This is a genomic window from Phycicoccus sonneratiae (assembly GCF_016887965.1).
Lineage (GTDB): Bacteria > Actinomycetota > Actinomycetes > Actinomycetales > Dermatophilaceae > Phycicoccus > Phycicoccus sonneratiae.
Window position 1 is genome coordinate 96,315 of the sequence record NZ_JAFDVD010000017.1, and the last position, 18,698, is coordinate 115,012.

Genomic DNA, 18,698 nt, shown 5'->3' on the forward strand with positions numbered 1-18,698 from the left:
CCGGCCTCAGTCGAGCTCGAGGGCCCGGGCGATGGGCATCCCCGGCCGGTAGGCGAGGTGCTCGTGGCCCGGGGCGTCGAGGACCGCGAGGTCGGCGCGGGCACCGACGGCCACCCGCCCGACGTCGTCGCGCCGCAGCGCCCGGGCGCCGCCGACGGTCGCGGCCACGAGGGCCTCGGCGGCGGTCATCCGCAGCTCCCGCACGGCGAGGGCGACGACGAACGGCATCGACGCGGTGTTGCACGTCCCGGGGTTGCAGTCCGAGGCCAGCGCGACCGACACCCCGGCGGCGAGCAGCCGGCGGGCGTCGGGGTAGGGCATCCGGGTCGAGAACTCCACGCCCGGCAGGAGGGTCGCGACCGTGGTGTCGGCGGCCGCGGCGAGGTCGTCGACGTCGGTGTCGTCGAGGAAGGTGCAGTGGTCGACCGAGGCCGCGCCGAGCCCGACGGCCAGCCGGGCCCCCGGTCCGGGTCCGAGCTGGTTGCCGTGCACCCGCAGCCCGAGACCGGCGTCGCGCCCGGCGAGGAGCACCCGGCGGGCCTCCTCGCCGGTGAAGGCGTGCGGGCTGTTGGGCTCGCAGAAGACGTCGACCCAGCGGGCGAGCGGGGCGCAGGCGGCGAGCATCGGCCCGGTGACGAGGTCGAGGTAGGCGGCGCGGTCCTCGCGCGCCTCGGGCGGGACGACGTGGGCGCCGAGGAAGGTCGTCTCGTCGGTGACCTCGCGGGCCAGCCGGAGGCTGCGGACCTCGTCCTCGACGGTCAGCCCGTAGCCGCCCTTGACCTCGAGGGTCGTCGTGCCGAGGGCCCTCGCGTCGGCGACGCGGGCGGCCAGCAGGCCGCGCAGCTCGTCGTCGGTCGCGGCGCGGGTGGCGGCCACCGACACCCCGATGCCGCCGCCGTCGTAGGGCGTGCCGGCCATCCGGGCGGCGAACTCGGCGGACCGGTCGCCGGCGAAGACGAGGTGGCTGTGGCTGTCGACGAACCCCGGGACGACCGCCCGGCCGCCGACGTCGAGGGCGTCGTCCGCCGCCGGGGCCTCCACCGCCGGCCCGACCCAGGCGACCCGCCCGTCCTCGACGACGACCGCCGCGTCGCGCACGACCCCGAGCCGCTCGGCGGCGGGCAGCGACCGGTCGGTGACGGGCGTGGCGCCGTCGGGGCCGGCGCACGTGACGAGCTCGGAGATGCCGGTGACGACCGTGCTGCTCATCGACGGACCTCCGAGATCGCCTCCACGAGAAGATGACCCACGTCGCCGAGCCGGTGCCGTCCCTCGCTGACGACGTGCTCGCCGCCGACGACGACATCCGTGACGTCGGCCGAGGTGGCGGCGTACAGCACCTGGTCGAGGGCGCAGCCGGCCGTGCGCGGGCTGTCGGTGCGCACGGCGACGAGGTCGGCGACGTGGTTGCTCGCGAGGATGCCGCCGTCGGGCCAGCCGAGCGAGTGGTAGCCGTCGAGCGTGCCCATGGCGAGCAGGTCGGTCGGGGTGAATCGTCCCCGCTCGAGGGTGGTCAGCCGCTCGTGCATCTCGACGCCGCGCACCTCCTCGAAGGGGTCGACGACCGCGTGCTGGTCCGAGCCGACGGCGAGCCGGGCGCCGGCCTCGGCGAGCGCGCGGGCCGGGCCGATGCCGTCGGCGAGGTCGCGCTCGGTCGTCGGGCAGAAGACCGCGCAGGCGCCGGCCCCGCCGAGGAGCGTGACGTCGTCGTCGGTGAGGTGCGTGGCGTGGACGAGCGACGTCGTCCCGGACAGCAGCCCCTCGTCGGCGAGCAGCCGGGCCGGGGTGCGCCCGTAGAAGGACTCGCACGCGAGGTTCTCGCCGGGCTGCTCGGACAGGTGCGCGTGCAGCGGCCACTGCTCGCGGCGCGCGGCGTCACCGACGAGGGCGAGGTCGTCGCACGGCACGGCCCGCACCGAGTGCACCGCGGCGCCGACCCGCCAGGTCCCGCCCGGCCGCAGCGCGGCGACCCGCTCGAGCCAGGCCTCGGCCGAGCCGTCGGAGAACCGCTGCTGGACGTCGTCGAGGGGCAGGTGCCCGGAGCCGGTGAGCCCGCCCGCGAGGTAGACCGTGTCGAGCAGGGTGAGCCGGAGACCGGCCGCCGCCGCCGCCTCCACGAGCGCGGTGCCCATCGCGTTGGGGTCGTCGTAGGGACGCCCGCCGGGGCCGTGGTGGAGGTAGTGGAACTCCCCGACGACCGTGTAGCCGGCGAGCACCATCTCGGCGAAGACGGCGGTCGCGAGCCGGCGGTAGGAGTCGGGGTCGAGGTGGTCGGCGAGGGCGTACATCCCGTCGCGCCACGTCCAGAAGTTGCCCTCCTCGCCGTGCGTGCGGCCGCGCAGGGCCCGGTGGAACGCGTGGCTGTGGGCGTTCGCGAGGCCCGGCAGCACGAGCCCGTGGAGGACGGTGTCCCCGGGCTCGATCGCGCTGTCGGAGAGCACTTCGACGATGCGGCCGTGGTCCGTGACCACCCGGACGTGGCGCCGCGCACCCCCGGGGAGCACCGCGTGCTCGCACCAGTACGTGGTCATGCAGCGGTCGGTCCCGCGAGGTCGGCGACGACGTCGGCGAGGGCCGCCACGCCGGTGAGGCAGTCGTCGGCCGAGGCCCATTCGTCCGGGCTGTGGCTGACGCCGGTCGGGTTGCGCACGAACAGCATCGCCGTGCTGAGGCCGGCGTTGGCGAGGATGCCGGCGTCGTGCCCGGCGCCGGTGCCGATGACCGGGGCGCCGTCGACGAGGCCGGCGAGCCGGGCGACGAGGGCGGGGTCGAAGTCGGTGCTCGGGGTCCACGACTCCTCGGTGACGAGGGCGTCGAACTCGCCCGCGACCTGGCTGACCTCGGTGACGACGCGGCGCACCGCCTCGGGGTCGCGGCCGCGCGCGTCGAGCCACCCGGTGGCGCAGCTGGCGATGGCGTTGACGCCACCCGGCACGACGTCGACCTTGCCGACGGTCGCGAGGCAGCCGTGCTCCTCGGCGGCCCGGCGAGCGGCGATGACGGTGGCGGCCAGCCCGAGCACGGCGTCCTCGCGGGCGTCGAGGGCGGTGGTGCCGGCGTGGTTGGCCTCCCCGGGCACGTCGATGCGCCAGCGGCCGTGCGGCCAGATGTCGCTGCCGATCCCGACCGCCTGCCCGAGGTGGTCGAGCACCCGGCCCTGCTCGACGTGGAGCTCGACGAAGGCGCCGACGCGCGCGAGCGTGGCGTCGTCGCGCCCGAGGTGGTGCGGCGTGCCGCCCGCCCGCTCGATCGCCTCGGCCATCGTCACGCCGTCGCGGTCCTTGAGGCCGCGGGCCCGGTCGGGGGACATCGCGCCGGTGATGACGCGGGAGCCGGCGCAGGCGACGCCGAAGCGCGCGCCCTCCTCGTCGCCGAAGTTCACGACGCCGATGGGCCGCTGCGGCCGGAAGCCCCGCTCGCGGAGGGCGTCGAGCGCGGCGAGGGCGCTGACGACGCCGAGCGGGCCGTCGAAGGCGCCGCCGTCCGGGACCGAGTCGAGGTGGGAGCCCACGACGACACCGGGGTCACCCGCCGCGACGGCCGCGTCGGGGTCGCCCCACCACGCCCACTGGTTGCCCATGAGGTCGGTCGTCAGGTCGAGGCCGCGCGCGGCGCACTCGCCGCCGAACCACTCGCGCAGGTCGTGGTCGGTGCGGGTCCACGCGAAGCGCCGGTAGCCCCCGGTGCCCGCGTCGAGCCCGACCGACTCGAGGTCGGCCCACATCCGTCGGAAGGCGAGCGTCGCCCCCGGAGATGCCGACCTGTTGGACATGTCGACCATTGCACCAACTCCCGGGACCTCACGGGGTGGGAGGGACGAGCGATTGTCTCGGCGGGGAGACGGGTGCGGCGAGCGGTCGTCGCACCGGGGGTGACCCTAGGCTGGTCCGATGGACGACGGAGCCGACCGCGCCCGGCGGGCCCTCGCCGCCTCCGGCATCGCCTACGAGATCACGAGCCACGGCCGGGTCGGGTCACTCGAGGAGGCGGCCCGGCTGCGCGGGGTCGAGCCGGCGGGCATCGTCAAGACCCTCGTCGTCCGGCGGGCCGAGGACGACCACCTCTTCGTCCTCGTGCCGGGCGACCGCGAGATCTCCTGGCCCAAGCTGCGGGCCCACCTCGGGGTCAACCGGGTGTCGATGCCGGACGCCGCGGTGGCGCGGGACGTCACCGGGTACGAGCGCGGCACCATCACGCCGTTCGGGTCGCTGCGGGCCCTGCCGGTCGTCGCCGACGCGACGCTCACCGGGCGGACGGTCTCGATCGGGGCCGGTGCGCACGGCGTGGCGGCGACCGTGGGCGCCGACGCGCTCGTCGCCGTCCTCGACGCCGAGGTCGCCGACGTCACCGACCCCGTCACCCCCCGCTGACCCCCCGCCCTTTCCCGACTTCTTGCGAGTTCAGCCGCTCGACGCGCCCTCCGGACGGCGTGTCGGCGGCGGAACTCGCAACAAGTCGGCGGGGATGCGGGTCAGGCGCCCTCGCGCATCGGGACGCGGACGCCGCGCTCGGCGGCGACCTCGTCGGCGTGGTCGTAGCCGGCGTCGCAGTGCCGGATGACGCCCATCCCCGGGTCGTTGGTCAGCACCCGCTCGAGCTTCTCGGCCGCCAGCGCCGTGCCGTCGGCGAGCGAGACCTGCCCGGCGTGGATGGACCGGCCGATGCCGACCCCGCCGCCGTGGTGGATGGAGACCCAGCTCGCGCCCGACGCGGTGTTGACCATCGCGTTGAGCAGCGGCCAGTCGGCGATGGCGTCCGAGCCGTCGAGCATCGACTCGGTCTCGCGGTAGGGCGAGGCGACCGAGCCGCAGTCGAGGTGGTCGCGGCCGATGACCAGCGGCGCGCTGACCGCCCCGAAGGCGACGAGGTCGTTGAAGGCCAGCCCGGCCTTGTCGCGCTCGCCGTAGCCGAGCCAGCAGATGCGCGCCGGCAGGCCCTGGAAGGCGATCCGCTCGCGCGCGCCGCGCATCCACTTCTGGAGGCGGTCGTTGTCGGGGAAGATGTCCATGACCGCGCGGTCGGTGGCGTCGATGTCCTTCGGGTCGCCGGAGAGCGCGGCCCAGCGGAACGGGCCCTTGCCCTCGCAGAACAGCGGCCGGATGTACGCCGGCACGAAGCCGGGGAAGTCGAACGCGCGGTCGTAGCCGCCCTGGCGGGCCTCGTCGCGGATCGAGTTGCCGTAGTCGAAGACCTCGGCGCCGGCGTCGAGGAATCCGACCATCGCCTCGACGTGGCGGGCCATCGAGGCGCGGGCCCGGTCGGTGAACTCCTCGGGCTTCTTCTCGGCGTACTCGGCCCACTCCTCGAGCGCGATGCCCTCGGGGAGGTAGCTGAGCGGGTCGTGGGCGCTCGTCTGGTCGGTGACGACGTCGATGGGAACGCCGCGGCGCAGCAGCTCGGGGAAGACCTCGGCGGCGTTGCCGACGACGCCGACGGACAGGGCCCGGCGCTCGTCCTTGGCGCGCAGGACCCGCGCGACGGCGTCGTCGAGGTCGTCCGCCACCTCGTCGAGGTAGCGGTGCTCGACGCGGCGGTGCAGGCGCGACGGGTCGACGTCGACGACGAGGCACACCCCGTCGTTGAGCGTGACGGCCAGCGGCTGCGCACCGCCCATCCCGCCGCAGCCTGCGGTGAGGGTGAGGGTGCCGGCCAGCGTGCCGCCGAAGCGCTTCTCGGCGACGGCGGCGAAGGTCTCGTAGGTGCCCTGGACGATGCCCTGGGTGCCGATGTAGATCCACGAGCCGGCCGTCATCTGGCCGTACATCGTCAGCCCGAGGTGCTCGAGGCGGCGGAACTCGGGCCAGGTCGCCCAGTCGCCGACGAGGTTGGAGTTCGCGAGCAGGACGCGGGGCGCCCACTCGTGGGTGCGGAACACCCCGACCGGCCGGCCGGACTGCACGAGCATCGTCTCGTCGGCCCTGAGGTCGGTCAGCGTGCGGACCATCGCGTCGAACGAGCGCCAGTCGCGGGCCGCCCGGCCGGTGCCGCCGTAGACGACGAGGTCGTCGGGACGCTCGGCGACCTCGGGGTCGAGGTTGTTCATGAGCATCCGCAGCGGGGCCTCGGTGCTCCACTGGCGGGCGGTGATGGTGGTGCCGCGGGGGCTGCGGACCGGGCGGGCGCCGTCCATGTCGTGCTCCTTCGTCGTCGTCCATCCACTGTCGCGGCGGCGTCGGGCCGGGTGAACCCCGGGCGGCGTGGACGCGTCTGGCATCCGAGACGTGCCGGCGGCGGCAGGGTGGGCGGTGTTGCCGGAACGGCACGGGGATGCGGCGCGCCGGGCGGCACCGGAGCAGACTCGGGCCATGACGACGCACGACGCCCACCACACCTCCGGCCACGACCACGGCCCGGCCGTCCGCCACGAGCACGGGTACGCGCTGCGCGACGACGAGTCGGTGTGGGACGCCCGGTACTCCGAGCTCGACCGGGTGTGGAGCGGCGAGCCGAACCTCGCCCTCACCGTCGAGGCCGCGACGCTGGCACCGGGTCGCGCGCTCGACGTCGGCTGCGGCGAGGGCGCCGACGCCGTGTGGCTCGCGACCCGCGGCTGGGAGGTCACCGCGCTCGACCCGTCCGGGGTCGCCCTGGCCCGGGCCCGCGCGGCCGCCGAGTCGGTGCGGGTGTCGGTGCGCTGGGTGCACGCGGGCCTCGCGGAGGCCGACCTGCCCGTCGGTGGCTTCGACCTCGTCTCGGTGTTCTACCCCGCCCTCGACCTGGAGACCGGGCCGGTCGGGCGGCTCGCCTCGCTCGTCGCGCCGGGCGGGACGTTGCTCTTCGTCCACCACGCCGAGGTCGACCGCGAGCGCGCGCTGGAGCACGGCTTCGACCCCGACCTGCTCCTCTCGCCGGAGGGGATGGCGGCCGGGCTCGGCGACGGGTGGTCGGTGACGGGGCCGGAGAAGCGGCCGCGCTCGGTCAGTGGCGGCGCGGGGGCGCACCACCACGACGACCTCGTCGTCCGGGCCGTCCGGACGACGGACACCTGACGGACGCCCCTCGCCTGCCCGCCCCCGCGCCGCGAGTGGTCAGCGCCGCTCGGCGCGGGTCCGGAGGTCGTCGAGCCGGCGGTCCCAGGCCCGCGACACGGACGCCAACCAGTCGGCGCGGGCGGCCACGGCCTCGACGTCGACGGCGTAGAGCACGTCGCGCCCCTGCTTCGAGGTCCGGACGAGCCCGGCGTCCTCGAGCACGCGCAGGTGCCGGCTGACCGCCTGCCGGGTCACCGGCAGCGGGGCGGCGAGCCGCGTGGCCGTCGACGCACCGGTCGTCCCCAGGGTCGCGAGGAGGGTCAGCCGGGTGGCGTCGCCGAGCGCCGCGAAGACCGCGGCGTCGGCCGGCCCGACCGGCGGGGCGGACGTGCTCACGCCGCGTGCCGGCCCTCGAGGTGCCGCTTGGCGACGGCGAGCTCGGTGTCCCAGCCCTCGGTGTTGTCGGCGACGGTCTTCAGGAGCTCGGCCTCGGACTCGTCGAGGGACTCGAAGCCGCTCTCGCGGACCCGCAGCGTCACCCCGCCCGGGCGGTCCTCGACCCAGAACTCGGTGAGGGTGCCGGGTCCGTCGACCGCGGGCTCGTCGGTGCGCGCCAGCCAGCGGAACGCGACGTAGCGCGGCTCCCGCTCCTCGACGACGACGAGGGGGAAGACGCCGTGGACGGGATCGGTCACGGTGACGACGCCGTCCGCGCGCCGCTCGACGACGTGCTCGACGTACTCACCGTCGTTGATCCACCAGCCGGGCTCGCTGACCAGCGGCCACACCTGCGCCGCGTCGGCGTCGATCTCGATGCTCTTCTCGATGACGTGTCCCAGGTCCACTCCCTCGGTCGTCGATTATGTGCAATATCAATGTTGCACATATGAGCCGATCGGGCAAGGAGTCAGGCGAGGGGGCCGGTGTGCTCCTCGACGACGCGGCGCACCGTGCCGTCGGTGACGAGCCGGTGGGCCACCTCGATCTCGGGGGCGAGGAAGCGGTCGGGGCCGGGGGCGCCGGCCCCCGCGGCGACGAGGGCCTCGACGACGGCCCCGGTGGCGGGCGCCGGCTCGAGGGGGGCGCGCAGCTGCAGGCCGCGGGCCGCCGTCAGCACCTCGACGGCGAGGACGCGGGCCAGGCCGTCGACCGAGCGCCGCAGCTTGCGGGCGCCGGACCACCCCATCGAGACGTGGTCCTCCTGCATGGCGCTGCTCGGGATGGAGTCGACCGAGGCCGGGGCGGCCTGGCGCTTCAGCTCCGAGACGATCGCGGCCTGCGTGTACTGGGCGATCATGTGGCCGCTGTCGACGCCGGGGTCGTCGGCGAGGAACGGCGGGAGGCCGTGGCTGCGCGAGACGTCGAGGAACCGGTCGGTGCGGCGCTCGGACATCGAGGCGAGGTCGGCCGCGACAATGGCGAGGAAGTCGAGGACGTAGGCCACCGGTGCGCCGTGGAAGTTGCCGTTGCTCTCGACCCGGCCGTCGGGGGTGACGACCGGGTTGTCGACGGCGGAGGCGAGCTCGTTCGCCGCGACGCGGGCGGCGTGCTCGACGGTGTCGCGGGCGCCGCCGGCCACCTGCGGCGCGCACCGCAGCGAGTAGGCGTCCTGGACGCGGGTGCACTCCTCGGTGCGGTGCGACTCGCGGATCGGGCTGTGCGCCATCACCTTCCGGATGTTCGCCGCGCTGACGGCCTGGCCGGGCTGGGGTCGGAGGGCGTGCAGGTCGGCGGCGAAGACGTCGTCGGTCCCGAGCAGGCCCTCGACGCTCATCGCGGCGGACACGTCGGCGACGACGAGCAGCTCGCGCAGGTCGTGCAGCGCGAGGCAGAGCATCCCGAGCATGCCGTCGGTGCCGTTGACGAGGGCCAGGCCCTCCTTCTCCTCGAGCTCGACGGGCGTGAGCCCGGCCACGGCGAGGGCGTCGGCGGCGGGCACCCGGGTGCCGGTGGCGTCGCGGACCTCACCCTCGCCCATGAGCGCGAGCGCGCAGTGCGAGAGGGGCGCGAGGTCGCCGGAGCAGCCGAGCGAGCCGTACTCGTGGACGACCGGCGTGATGCCGGCGTCGAGCATGCCGGCGTACGTGCGCAGGGTCTCCTCACGGATGCCGGTGCGTCCGGTCGCGAGCGTGGCGACGCGCAGGAGCATCAGGGCGCGCACCACCTCGCGCTCGACTTCGGGGCCGGAGCCTGCGGCGTGGCTGCGGATGAGGCTGCGCTGCAACCGGTGTCGAAGGTCGACGGGGATGTGCCGGGTCGCGAGGGCCCCGAAACCGGTGGAGACGCCGTAGTGCGGCTGCGGGTCGTCGGCGAGCCCGCGGATGATCTCGCGGGTGCGGCGGACCTCGGCGAGCGCGCCGTCGTCGAGGACGACCGGGGCGTCGTGGCGGGCGACGGCGACGACGTCCTCGACGGTCAGCGGGCCGGCGCCGACGACGACGGGGGCGGCGGGCGAGGAGGCAGCGGTCATCCCTCCATTGGAGGGCCGGCCGGTCGGCGCGACCACCGACCGGAGCGGCATCCTGTCTCGCACCCGAGACCTCCGGGGCCCGGGCCCTTCCGTCGCGCACCCCCGCACCACACGCGTATCGGGTGACCCGACAACCCTGCGCTTCACCCGGGAACGGTTCCGGGGTGAAGCGCGGCCGTATCGGGTGACCCGATACGCGTGAGATCCGAGGGGTAAGGCGCTCAGGCGGGGACGGGTGCGTCCTCGGCCGCGGCGACGAGGCCCGCGTACCGGCCGCCGAGGGCGAGCAGCTCCTCGTGCGTCCCCGACTCGACGACCCGCCCGGCGTCGAGCACCGCGATGCGGTCGGCCCGGCGGACCGTCGACAGCCGGTGGGCGATGGTGATGGTCGTCCGGCCCCGGGCCAGCTCGTCGAGTGCCGCCTGGAGCGCCCGCTCGGTGGCGGTGTCGAGGGCCGAGGTCGCCTCGTCGAGGACGAGGACCGGCGGGTCGCGGAGGATGGTGCGCGCCACGGCCAGCCGCTGCTGCTCACCGCCGGAGAACCGGTGGCCGCGTGCCCCGACGACGGTGTCGAGCCCGTCCGGCAGCGACGCCACGAGGTCGGCGACCTGCGCGGCCGCCAGGGCCCGCCACAGCTCGGCCTCGGTCGCGTCCGGCCGAGCGAGCAGCAGGTTGTCGCGCACCGACGCGTGCACGAGGTAGCTCTCCTGCGACACCGTGCCGACGACGGCCGCGAGCACCTCGGGGTCGAGGTCGCGGACGTCGACGCCGTCGACCGTCACGCGCCCGGCGTCGGGGTCGTGGAGGCGGGCCAGCAGCCCGGCCAGCGTCGACTTCCCGGACCCGGTGGCCCCGACGAGGGCCAGCGTGGAGCCGGCCGGCACCCCGAGGGTCACGTCGGAGACGGCGTCGCGGTCCGAGCCCGGGTAGCGCACGCTCACGCCGTCCAGCCGCACCTCGCCCGACACGAGCGACGGCTCGAGCGGCACCGGGTGGGCCGGCGCCGGGACGTCCGGGACGAGGTCGAGGTACTCGAAGACCCGCGAGAACAGGGCCATCGAGGCGACCCACTGCGCCCCGACGTTCAGCAGCCCCATGAGCGGCCGGAAGATGCCGCCCTGCAGCGCGGTGAACGCGACGAGCGTGCCGATGGTCATCGACCCCGACGTGGCCGGCAGCCCGGCGGCGAGGTAGACCAGCGCCGGGATGACGGCGAAGACGATCTGCATCGTCGCCATCCGCCACCGGCCGGCCAGCTGGGAGCGCAGCTCCAGGCCCACGAGGTCCGACGATGTCGACGAGAACCGTTCGGCCGCAGCCCGACCCGTGCCGAGTGTCTTGGCGAGGCGCACGCCGCTGACCGACAGGCCCTCCTCGATCTGGGCGTTGAGGTCGGCGAGCCGCCGCTGCTGCTGGGCGGTGACCTCACGGCGCAGCAGCGCCACGCGGCGGGTCAGCCACAGCGCCGGCGGCACGACGAGGAGGGAGAGCAGCGAGAGCCGCCAGGAGAGGGCGACCATCGCGACGGCGGTGGCGACGGCGGTCGTGACGTTCGAGGCGATGGACGTGGCGGTCGAGGTGACGACGCCCTGCATGCCGCCGACGTCGTTGACGAGCCGCGACTGCACCTCGCCGCCGCGGGTGCGGGTGAAGAAGCCGAGCGACTGGCGCTGGAGGTGGGTGAAGACCTTGGTGCGCAGGCCGTGCATGACGCGCTGGCCGACCTGCGTCGACAGCCAGGTCTGGACGACGCCGAGCAGCTGGGTGACGGCCGCGACCGCGACCATCGCCGCAACGGCGAGGACGAGGAGGCGCACGTCCTGCTGCGGGAGCGCCACGTCGACGACCTCGCGCACGAGGAACGGCTGGGCGAGACCGACGATGCTCGTGACGACGATGATCGCCACGACGACGGAGATCCGGGCGCGGTGCGGTCGGAAGAGGGCGAGCACGCGGGAGAGGCGCACGGGCGCCTCCTCGAGCCGGGCGCGGTCGCGGGGGTCGACGGTCATCGCGCCGCCGCGCCCACCACCACGGCCTCCGCCGTGGGTCGGTCCGGTCACGGGCGCGGGGTCGGAGGCGCGGGAACGGGTGGGGGTCTGGGTCGGGGCCGCTGTCACGGGCACCCCTCCTTCCGGTCGGGTCGTGTTAGTGAGGCTACCTCACAATGAGGCAAACGCACGAGTCGGCGGTAGCATTCCCCCGTGCGCCCACGCGACGACACCCCTGCCGCCGACCTCGACCTCGGCGACCTCGTGATGCGCGTCGCCCGCGACCTGCGGCGCACCGGCATGACCGCCTACGAGCCCTACGACCTGGCGCCCCACCACGCCCGCGCGCTGCGGGTCGTCGGGCACCACGGGACGATGCGGCTCGGCGAGCTGGCCCAGCACCTGCGGGTGGCGCCCCGGTCGGTCACCGACGTCGTCGACGCGCTCGAGGAGCGGGGCCTGGCCGAACGCTCGCCCGACCCGACCGACCGGCGGGCCCAGGTCGTCGGGCTGACGGACGCGGGCCGACGTCTCGTCGACGAGGTCGACGCGGCTCGACGCACCGGCGCCGAGGCGTACTTCGGACGGCTGCCCGAGCGCGACCGCGCGAGCCTGCGCCGCATCCTCGAGCGCCTCGACGCCACCGACTGACCGCCGGCGCGGTGTCCGTCCGCGTCGACGACCCCGACCTGCCGGAACCTTCAGCGACCTGCCTCTTGCAACCGGCAGGCGGCTGAAGGTTCCGGCATCCGGAGAGAAAGTGGGGCGTCAGGGGCGGGTGACGAGGAGGCCGTCCTCGTCGGCCCAGAGCGTCGCGCCGGGCACGAACTCGACGCCGCCGAACCCCACCGGCTCGTCGCGCTCGCCCACGCCGTCCTTCGCGGACTTGCGCGGGTTCGACCCGAGGGCCAGCACGCCGAGCGGCAGCTCGCCGAGGGCCACGACGTCACGCACCGCCCCGTGGATGACGACGCCGGCCCAGCCGTTGGCCACCGCGGACCCGGCGATGAGGTCGCCCATGAGCGCCGACTCCAGCGACCCGCCACCGTCGACGACGAGCACCCGCCCCTCCCCCGGCTCGGCCAGCACGGTCTTGACGAGGGCGTTGTCGCGGTGGCAGTGCACCGTGCTGATCGGCCCGCTGAAGCGCGCCACCCCTCCGTAGGAACGGAACTGGGTCGAGCACGACTGCAGCGTCTCACCGTGCTCGTCGTAGAGGTCGGCGGTCGTGAAGTCCTCGGTGCTCATGCGACCTCCTCCTTGACCGCGAGCACGGGGCACCGGGCATCGAGGAGGATGCGCTGCGCCACCGAGCCCATGATGAGCTTCCCGACGGCGGTGCGGTGCCGCAGCCCGATGACGACGACGGACGCCCCCCGGGCCGAGGCCTCCCCGACGATGACGTCCGCGGGGTCGCTGCCCTCCTCGACCTGGACGACCTCGACGTCGACCCCGAGCTCGCTGACGTCGCGCTCGACCCGCGCCAGGTCGTCGACGCCGGCCCGCCGCGCGTCGACGAGGACGTCGTCACGCGACATGTTGAGGACGAGCAGCGGCTCGGAGCGGCGGCGGGCCTCCTCGACACCGGCGCGCAGCGTCGCCTCCCCCAACGGGTTCGGCAGGTATCCCACGAGGACGGTCATGACGCGCGTCCTTCCGTCGTCGTGGCGCGGGCGAGCTCGACCTCGGGAGAGGGGTTCTCCCCGTCGCCTCCCGCGGGAGGGTCGTCGTCCCCTCCCCGTCCGCGACGCAGCCGGCTGACCAGCGGCCACACGAGGACGGCCACGATGAACGCGTAGCAGACCCAGGCCACCGGACCGCCGACGAGCCCGGAGGCGTCACCGCCGGTCAGCTGCAGCGCCTGGCGGGCCTTGCGCTCGACGAGCGGGCCGAGGATGGCGCCGACGATGAGCGGCAGCACCGGGAGCCCGAAGCGCCGCATCGCGAAGCCGAGGGCCCCGAGGCCGAGGAGGAGGAAGAGGTCGAACGGCTGGGCGTTGACCGCGTAGGCGCCCATCGACGCGAAGAAGAGGATCCCCGCGTAGAGGTAGGGCCGCGGGATGCGCAGCAGCTTGGCCCACGCCGGGGCGAGGGGCAGGTTGAGCACGAGCAGGAAGAAGTTGCCGATGAAGAGGCTCGCGACGAGCATCCACACGAGGTCCGGCTCCTTCGTGAGCAGGAGCGGCCCGGGCTCGATGCCGTAGGACATGAACGCCGCGATGATGATCGCCGCGGTCGCGTTCGTCGGCAGCCCGAGCGCCAGCAGCGGCACCATCGTCCCGGCCGCCGAGGCGTTGTTCGCGGCCTCCGGGCCGGCGACGCCCTCGATCGCGCCCTTGCCGAACTCCTCCGGGTGCTTGGTCAGCTTCCGCTCGGTGAGGTACGACAGGAACGTCGGGATCTCGGCACCCCCGGCGGGGATGGCCCCGAACGGGAACCCGAGCGCGGTGCCCCGCAGCCACGGCTTCCACGACCGGCCCCAGTCCTCCTTCGACATCCACGGGCGGCCCACGGGGATGACCGTCCCTGCCTTGCGCCGCAGGTGCGCCGCGACCCAGAGGGCCTCGCCGACCGCGAAGATGCCGACCGCGACGACGACGACGTCGATGTTGTCGGCGAGGAACGGGCTGCCGAAGGTGAGCCGCTGCTGACCGGTGACGAAGTCCGTGCCGACGAGCCCGAGCGCGAGACCGACGAGCAGCGCCGCGAACCCTCGCACGCGCGACGAGCCGAGGATGGCCGCGGTGCCGACGAATGCCACGAGGATGATCGCGAGGAACTCCGGCGGCCCGAGGGTCACCGCGAAGTCGACGACCTGGGGCATGACGAAGACGATGGCGGCCGTGGCGATGGTGCCGGCGACGAAGGACCCGATGGCCGAGGTCGCGAGCGCCTGGGCGGCCCGTCCGGCCTTGGCCATCTTGTTGCCCTCGAGGGCGGTGACGACCGAGGCGGACTCGCCGGGGGTGTTGAGCAGGATCGAGGTCGTCGAGCCGCCGTACATGCCGCCGTAGAAGATGCCGCCGAAGAGGATGAGCGACTGCTCGACGGGCAGGCCGTAGGTGATGGGCAGCAGGAGGGCGACGGTCATCGCCGGGCCGATGCCGGGCAGGACGCCGACGGCCGTGCCGACGGTGACCCCGAGCAGCGCGATGAGCAGGTTCATCGGGGTGATGACGTCGGCGAACCCGCCGAGCAGGGCGTTGACGTTGTCCATCAGAGGATCCCCTGGAGGATGCCGGCGGGCAGGTTGACCCCGAGCCCGATGGCGAAGGCGTAGAAGGTGCCGAGCGCGAGGGCGATGCCGATCGCGAGCCCGCGCACGTGGTGCCGGTTGCCCAGGGCGAAGGCCGACAGGAAGAACAGCAGCGACCCGCTGATGACCCACCCGAGCGGCTCGATGAGCACGGCGTTGAGGGCGAACGCGCCGCCGAGGAGACCGACGGTGCGCCAGTCGGCGCGGTGGCCGAGCTCGACGTCCTCGCCGGCCTCGGCCTCCCCGACGCCCCCGCGCAGGACGTCGAGGGCGTAGAGGACCGCGACGACGACGAGCGCCCCGCCGACGAGGAAGGGCATCGCGCGCGGGCCGACCGGGTCGTTGCTGCTGGTGACCTCGCCGAGCCGGGACGCGTCGACGACGACGACGACCCCGGCGAGGGCCAGGGCCGCACACAGGCCGAGCTGCGCGCGGTCCCGGACCCGGCCGAGGGGGCCGGCCCCGGAGGGCGTGGTGCCCTCCGGGGCGGTGGTGGCCTCGGTGCTCATGTCAGGCCAGGCCGAGCGTCTGGAGGATCTTCGCGACCTCGGCGTCCTGCGCCGTGAGGAAGGTGCCGAACTCGTCGCCGGTGGCGAAGGCGTCGACCCAGCCGCGCTTCTCGAGCTCGGCCTTCCACGCGGCCGACTCGTGCATCTTCGTGAAGGCGTCGACCCAGACGGCCTTGTCGGCGTCGGAGAGGCCGGGCGGGGCGACGACGCCACGCCAGTTGGTGAACTCGAGGTCGATGCCGGACTCCTTGAGGGTCGGCACGTCCGGGAGGGCGGCGACCCGCTCGGCGCTGGTCACCGCGAGGATGCGGACGTCACCGGCCTCGACCTGGTCGAGGAACTCGCCGAAACCGCTGGCGCCGAAGGCGATCTTGTTGCCGAGCAGTGCCGGGAGGAGCTCGCCGCCGCCGTCGTAGCTGACGTAGCTGACCGTCTTCGGGTCGATGCCGACCGCGTTGGCGAGCTGCATCGGCAGGAGGTGGTCGGGACCGCCCGGGGACGAGCCGCCACCGACGGCGAGGCCCTTCGGGTCGGCCTTCCACGCCGCGACGAGCGCGGTGATGTCCTTGTAGGGCGAGTCCTTCGGCACGACGATCGCGCCGGCCTCCTCGATGAGCTTGGCGATCGGGGTGGTCTCGGAGAGCTTGGCCTGCGACTTCTGGGTGTACGCGGCGCCGACGACGCCGAGGCCCATCTGCATCGCGAGCTTGCCGTTGCCCTTCTCGTTGACGACCCGCTGGAGGCCGACCGTGCCGCCGGCGCCGGGGAGGTTGAAGACCTGGACGCTGCCGGTGATCTTCTCCTTCTCCATCACCTGGGCCGCGGTGCGCGCGGTCGTGTCGTACCCGCCGCCCGGGCTGTTCGGGACCATGTACTGGAGGCCGGTCGCCGGGGCGCCACCACCGGAGGAGGTCGCACCCCCGCTGCCCTGGTCCTTCGTGGCGCCGCAGCCGGTGAGGGCCAGCGTGGCCGCGACGAGTGCGCCGAGCGCGATGCGGTGGAGTCTCATCGTCGAGATCCCTTTCCTGTGGTGGAGTGGAACGCGATGATCGTGGGCGACCGACGACGAGCCTGTCGCGCTTCTGTCCGCAACGGAGGTTGAGTACATAGTGGTCACGCGCAGACGCCGTCGCGCGACGCTGGCCGGGCAGCTCTTCGCGCTGCAGCTGGCCATCATCGTCGTCGTGCTCGTCGCCGTCGCCGCCGTGTCGCTCGCCCAGTCCGCGGCGACCTTCGAGCGCACCGAGGGCCGGCGGGTGTCGGCGCTCGGGGAGCAGCTGGCGTCCAACCCGCTCGTCCGCGCCAACCTCGACCAGCCCGAGACGCGCACCGGGCTCGCGACGCTCGGGCTCTCGCTCGTCGCGCAGGCCAACATCACGTCGGTGAGCTTCGCCGAGCCCGACCTCGACGTCCGCGTCTCGACCGACCCCTCCCTCGAGGACCGCCCCCTGACGCTCGGCGACCCGCGCGTGGCCTCCGGCGGCAGCTGGTCCGGGACGCTCGTCCTCGACGGGCGCGAGTACATCGCCTCGCAGGTCCCGGTGCTCGCCGGCGACGACGACGACAAGGACCCCTCGACCCCGACCCGCGCCGGGCAGCTGCTCGGCACCGTGATGGTCGCCGAGCAGGCGCCGTCGACGTGGGAACGGCTGCAGGGCACCAGCTCCTATTTGCTCACCTACCTCGGCATCGCGCTCGTCGTCGGGCTCGGGGGCTCGTGGCTGCTGTCCCGCCGGATCAAGCGGCAGACCCGCGGGATGGAGCCGCGCGAGATCGCCGGGCTCGCCGAGCACCGCGAGGCGATGCTGCGCGGCATCGCGGAGGGGGTCATCGCCCTCGACCCGCAGCACCGCATCACCCTCGTCAACGAGGTCGCGCGCCAGCTGCTCGACCTGCCCGAGCACGCCATCGGGACGTCGGTCTCCGACCTGCGCATCGAGGGCCGGCTGCGCGAGGTGCTCGTCGGCGAGAACGCCCGCCCGAGAACCGATCTCGACCCGGACGACCACGTGACGGCTGCGCGTGACGAGGTCGTCGTCCGGCGTGGGAGGGTGCTCGTCATGAGCACGATGCGCGTCGTCAGCGGCGACCGCGTCCTCGGCACCGTGACGACGATGCGCGACCGGACGGCGCTGGCCGACCTCGAGCGCGAGATCGGGTCGTTCCGCTCGACCGCGCACGTGCTCCGGGCCCAGGCGCACGAGTTCGCCAACCAGCTGCACACCATCAGCGGGCTCATCGAGATCGGCGAGCTCGACGAGGTCGTCCGCTACGTCGACGCCGTCAGCCAGCGCCGCAACGCGCTCGACATCACCCTCAACTCGCTCCTCGGCGACCCCACCATCGCCGCGCTGCTCATGGCCAAGGTGGCCACCGCGAACGAGCGCAGGGTCGATCTCGAGGTCACCGACGACTCGCGGCTCGAGCGGCTCGAGACCGCCGATGCCGCCGACGTCGCGACGGTGCTCGGCAACCTCGTCGACAACGCCCTCGAGCACGCACCGCGTGGAGCCCAGCGGCCGCCGGAGGTCCGCGTGCGCATCCGGCAGGACGCGAGCACGGTCGAGATCGTCGTCACCGACTCCGGGCCGGGCGTCCCGGACGACCTGCGCGCCTCGCTCTTCGAGCACGGGGTGACCTCGAAGCGCGTCGACCCCACCGCCCACGGGGTCGGCCTGGCGCTGACCCGCCTGGTCTGCCGACGGCGCGGCGGCGAGATCGAGGTCGACCGGGTCGAGGACCGGACCCGGTTCGTCGCCCGGCTCGGGGTGTCGACATTCGTCGAGCCGGACGAGGCGGAGGCCGCGGTCGGCGAGGGGGTGCGCCGGTGATCCGGGTGCTCGTCGTCGACGACGACTTCATGGTCGCCCGCATCCACGTCGGGTTCGTCGAGCGGGTCGACGGTTTCGAGGTCGTCGGCACCGCATCCACCGGGGCCGAGGCGGTGCGTGCCGTCGAGGAGCTGCGCCCCGACCTCCTGCTCCTCGACCTCTACCTGCCCGACCGGTTCGGGCTCGACCTGCTCGCCGAGCTGCGCGCCGGTCCGCACCCGTGTGACGCGATCGTCATCACCGCCGCCAAGGAGAGCGAGTCGGTGCGCTCGGCCGTGCGGCTCGGGGTCGCCGACTACGTCCTCAAGCCCTTCGGGTTCCCCGACCTCGAGGAGCGCCTGCGCCGCTACGCCGCGCAGCGGGCGGTGCTCGAGCGGGCCGAGGTCGTCGGCCAGGACGACGTCGACCGGGTCTTCAGCCGGGTGTCGGCCGGCGGCGCGGTGGTCCTCCCCAAGGGCCTCAGCCCGGAGACCGCCCGGCTCGTCGAGGGCACCCTGTCCGGGGCGGGCGGCACCCTGTCGGCGAGCGAGGTGGCCGAGGGGGTCGGGATCTCGCGGGTCAGCGCGCGCCGCTACCTCGAGCACTTCGTCGCGGTCGGCCGGGCCGACGTGCGCCTGCGGTACGGGTCGACCGGCCGGCCCGAGCGGCTCTACCGGTGGACGGGCTGAGC

General features: G+C 74.4%; 18 protein-coding genes. 5 read left to right on the forward strand and 13 right to left on the reverse strand.

Annotated elements, in window-relative coordinates; translation table 11 throughout:
- Nucleotides 1–6: 6 nt before the first annotated feature.
- Genes hutI through JQN70_RS15675 form a run of 3 tightly spaced genes read right to left on the reverse strand, consistent with a single transcriptional unit; the run spans nucleotide 7 to nucleotide 3,772 of the window.
- The gene (hutI, locus tag JQN70_RS15665) at nucleotides 7–1,209 is read right to left on the reverse strand and encodes an imidazolonepropionase (protein WP_204132298.1); all 1,203 of its coding nucleotides are present in this window, start codon (nucleotides 1,207–1,209) and stop codon (nucleotides 7–9) included.
- Complete coding sequence (locus tag JQN70_RS15670) at nucleotides 1,206–2,531, reverse strand: formimidoylglutamate deiminase (RefSeq protein WP_204132299.1); 1,326 nt, start codon at nucleotides 2,529–2,531, stop codon at nucleotides 1,206–1,208. The genes hutI and JQN70_RS15670 overlap by 4 nt, the downstream gene beginning before the upstream one ends.
- Nucleotides 2,528–3,772: an allantoate amidohydrolase gene (locus JQN70_RS15675; RefSeq protein WP_239111691.1), complete on the reverse strand. Its 1,245-nt coding sequence runs from the start codon at nucleotides 3,770–3,772 to the stop codon at nucleotides 2,528–2,530. Before JQN70_RS15675 ends, JQN70_RS15670 begins: the two co-directional genes overlap by 4 nt.
- A 118-nt stretch (nucleotides 3,773–3,890) precedes the next feature.
- On the opposite strand from JQN70_RS15675, the gene JQN70_RS15680 reads away from it, so the two are divergent.
- The gene (locus tag JQN70_RS15680) at nucleotides 3,891–4,370 is read left to right on the forward strand and encodes an aminoacyl-tRNA deacylase (RefSeq protein ID WP_204132300.1); all 480 of its coding nucleotides are present in this window, start codon (nucleotides 3,891–3,893) and stop codon (nucleotides 4,368–4,370) included.
- A 101-nt stretch (nucleotides 4,371–4,471) separates the two neighbouring features.
- On the opposite strand, the gene hutU is transcribed toward JQN70_RS15680, so the two are convergent.
- Nucleotides 4,472–6,130, reverse strand: coding sequence for a urocanate hydratase (gene hutU, locus JQN70_RS15685; RefSeq protein WP_204132301.1), 1,659 nt, complete (start codon nucleotides 6,128–6,130; stop codon nucleotides 4,472–4,474).
- Nucleotides 6,131–6,305: 175 nt separating this feature from the next.
- On the opposite strand from hutU, the gene JQN70_RS15690 reads away from it, so the two are divergent.
- Nucleotides 6,306–6,989: a class I SAM-dependent methyltransferase gene (locus JQN70_RS15690; protein ID WP_204132302.1), complete on the forward strand. Its 684-nt coding sequence runs from the start codon at nucleotides 6,306–6,308 to the stop codon at nucleotides 6,987–6,989.
- Between the two features lie 39 nt (nucleotides 6,990–7,028).
- Here the strand turns inward: JQN70_RS15690 and JQN70_RS15695 are convergent, their stop codons facing one another.
- The 4 genes from JQN70_RS15695 to JQN70_RS15710 all read right to left on the reverse strand — a co-directional run bounded on the left by JQN70_RS15695 (nucleotide 7,029) and on the right by JQN70_RS15710 (nucleotide 11,453).
- Nucleotides 7,029–7,367, reverse strand: coding sequence for an ArsR/SmtB family transcription factor (locus tag JQN70_RS15695; RefSeq protein ID WP_204132303.1), 339 nt, complete (start codon nucleotides 7,365–7,367; stop codon nucleotides 7,029–7,031).
- Nucleotides 7,364–7,816 (reverse strand): SRPBCC family protein, encoded by a 453-nt coding sequence (locus tag JQN70_RS15700; protein ID WP_204132304.1) that lies wholly within the window; start codon nucleotides 7,814–7,816, stop codon nucleotides 7,364–7,366. Before JQN70_RS15700 ends, JQN70_RS15695 begins: the two co-directional genes overlap by 4 nt.
- Nucleotides 7,817–7,878: 62 nt before the next feature.
- Entirely contained in the window at nucleotides 7,879–9,441 is a 1,563-nt protein-coding gene (gene hutH, locus JQN70_RS15705; protein ID WP_204132305.1) for a histidine ammonia-lyase, read from the reverse strand.
- A 221-nt stretch (nucleotides 9,442–9,662) separates the two neighbouring features.
- Nucleotides 9,663–11,453: an ABC transporter ATP-binding protein gene (locus tag JQN70_RS15710; protein WP_204132376.1), complete on the reverse strand. Its 1,791-nt coding sequence runs from the start codon at nucleotides 11,451–11,453 to the stop codon at nucleotides 9,663–9,665.
- A gap of 192 nt (nucleotides 11,454–11,645) precedes the next feature.
- On the opposite strand from JQN70_RS15710, the gene JQN70_RS15715 reads away from it, so the two are divergent.
- Nucleotides 11,646–12,083: a MarR family winged helix-turn-helix transcriptional regulator gene (locus JQN70_RS15715; protein ID WP_307836024.1), complete on the forward strand. Its 438-nt coding sequence runs from the start codon at nucleotides 11,646–11,648 to the stop codon at nucleotides 12,081–12,083.
- A gap of 117 nt (nucleotides 12,084–12,200) precedes the next feature.
- Here the strand turns inward: JQN70_RS15715 and rraA are convergent, their stop codons facing one another.
- The 5 genes from rraA to JQN70_RS15740 are packed head-to-tail and all read right to left on the reverse strand — an operon-like array spanning nucleotide 12,201 to nucleotide 16,206.
- The gene (gene rraA, locus JQN70_RS15720) at nucleotides 12,201–12,680 is read right to left on the reverse strand and encodes a ribonuclease E activity regulator RraA (protein ID WP_204132306.1); all 480 of its coding nucleotides are present in this window, start codon (nucleotides 12,678–12,680) and stop codon (nucleotides 12,201–12,203) included.
- Nucleotides 12,677–13,075 carry a universal stress protein gene (locus JQN70_RS15725; RefSeq protein WP_204132307.1) on the reverse strand — a complete coding sequence of 133 codons (399 nt, stop codon included), beginning with the start codon at nucleotides 13,073–13,075 and terminating at the stop codon, nucleotides 12,677–12,679. The genes rraA and JQN70_RS15725 overlap by 4 nt, the downstream gene beginning before the upstream one ends.
- The gene (locus tag JQN70_RS15730; RefSeq protein ID WP_204132308.1) at nucleotides 13,072–14,649 is read right to left on the reverse strand and encodes a tripartite tricarboxylate transporter permease; all 1,578 of its coding nucleotides are present in this window, start codon (nucleotides 14,647–14,649) and stop codon (nucleotides 13,072–13,074) included. The genes JQN70_RS15725 and JQN70_RS15730 overlap by 4 nt, the downstream gene beginning before the upstream one ends.
- Nucleotides 14,649–15,197 (reverse strand): tripartite tricarboxylate transporter TctB family protein, encoded by a 549-nt coding sequence (locus JQN70_RS15735; RefSeq protein ID WP_204132309.1) that lies wholly within the window; start codon nucleotides 15,195–15,197, stop codon nucleotides 14,649–14,651. The genes JQN70_RS15730 and JQN70_RS15735 overlap by 1 nt, the downstream gene beginning before the upstream one ends.
- 1 nt (nucleotide 15,198) lies before the next feature.
- Nucleotides 15,199–16,206 (reverse strand): Bug family tripartite tricarboxylate transporter substrate binding protein, encoded by a 1,008-nt coding sequence (locus JQN70_RS15740; protein WP_204132310.1) that lies wholly within the window; start codon nucleotides 16,204–16,206, stop codon nucleotides 15,199–15,201.
- A 100-nt stretch (nucleotides 16,207–16,306) separates the two neighbouring features.
- On the opposite strand from JQN70_RS15740, the gene JQN70_RS15745 reads away from it, so the two are divergent.
- Together JQN70_RS15745 and JQN70_RS15750 are read left to right on the forward strand one after the other, a co-directional pair.
- On the forward strand, nucleotides 16,307–18,028 hold the full coding sequence (locus tag JQN70_RS15745) for a sensor histidine kinase (protein WP_204132311.1): 1,722 nt from the start codon (nucleotides 16,307–16,309) through the stop codon (nucleotides 18,026–18,028).
- Nucleotides 18,025–18,696 carry a response regulator gene (locus JQN70_RS15750; RefSeq protein WP_204132312.1) on the forward strand — a complete coding sequence of 224 codons (672 nt, stop codon included), beginning with the start codon at nucleotides 18,025–18,027 and terminating at the stop codon, nucleotides 18,694–18,696. Before JQN70_RS15745 ends, JQN70_RS15750 begins: the two co-directional genes overlap by 4 nt.
- Nucleotides 18,697–18,698 lie beyond the last annotated feature (2 nt).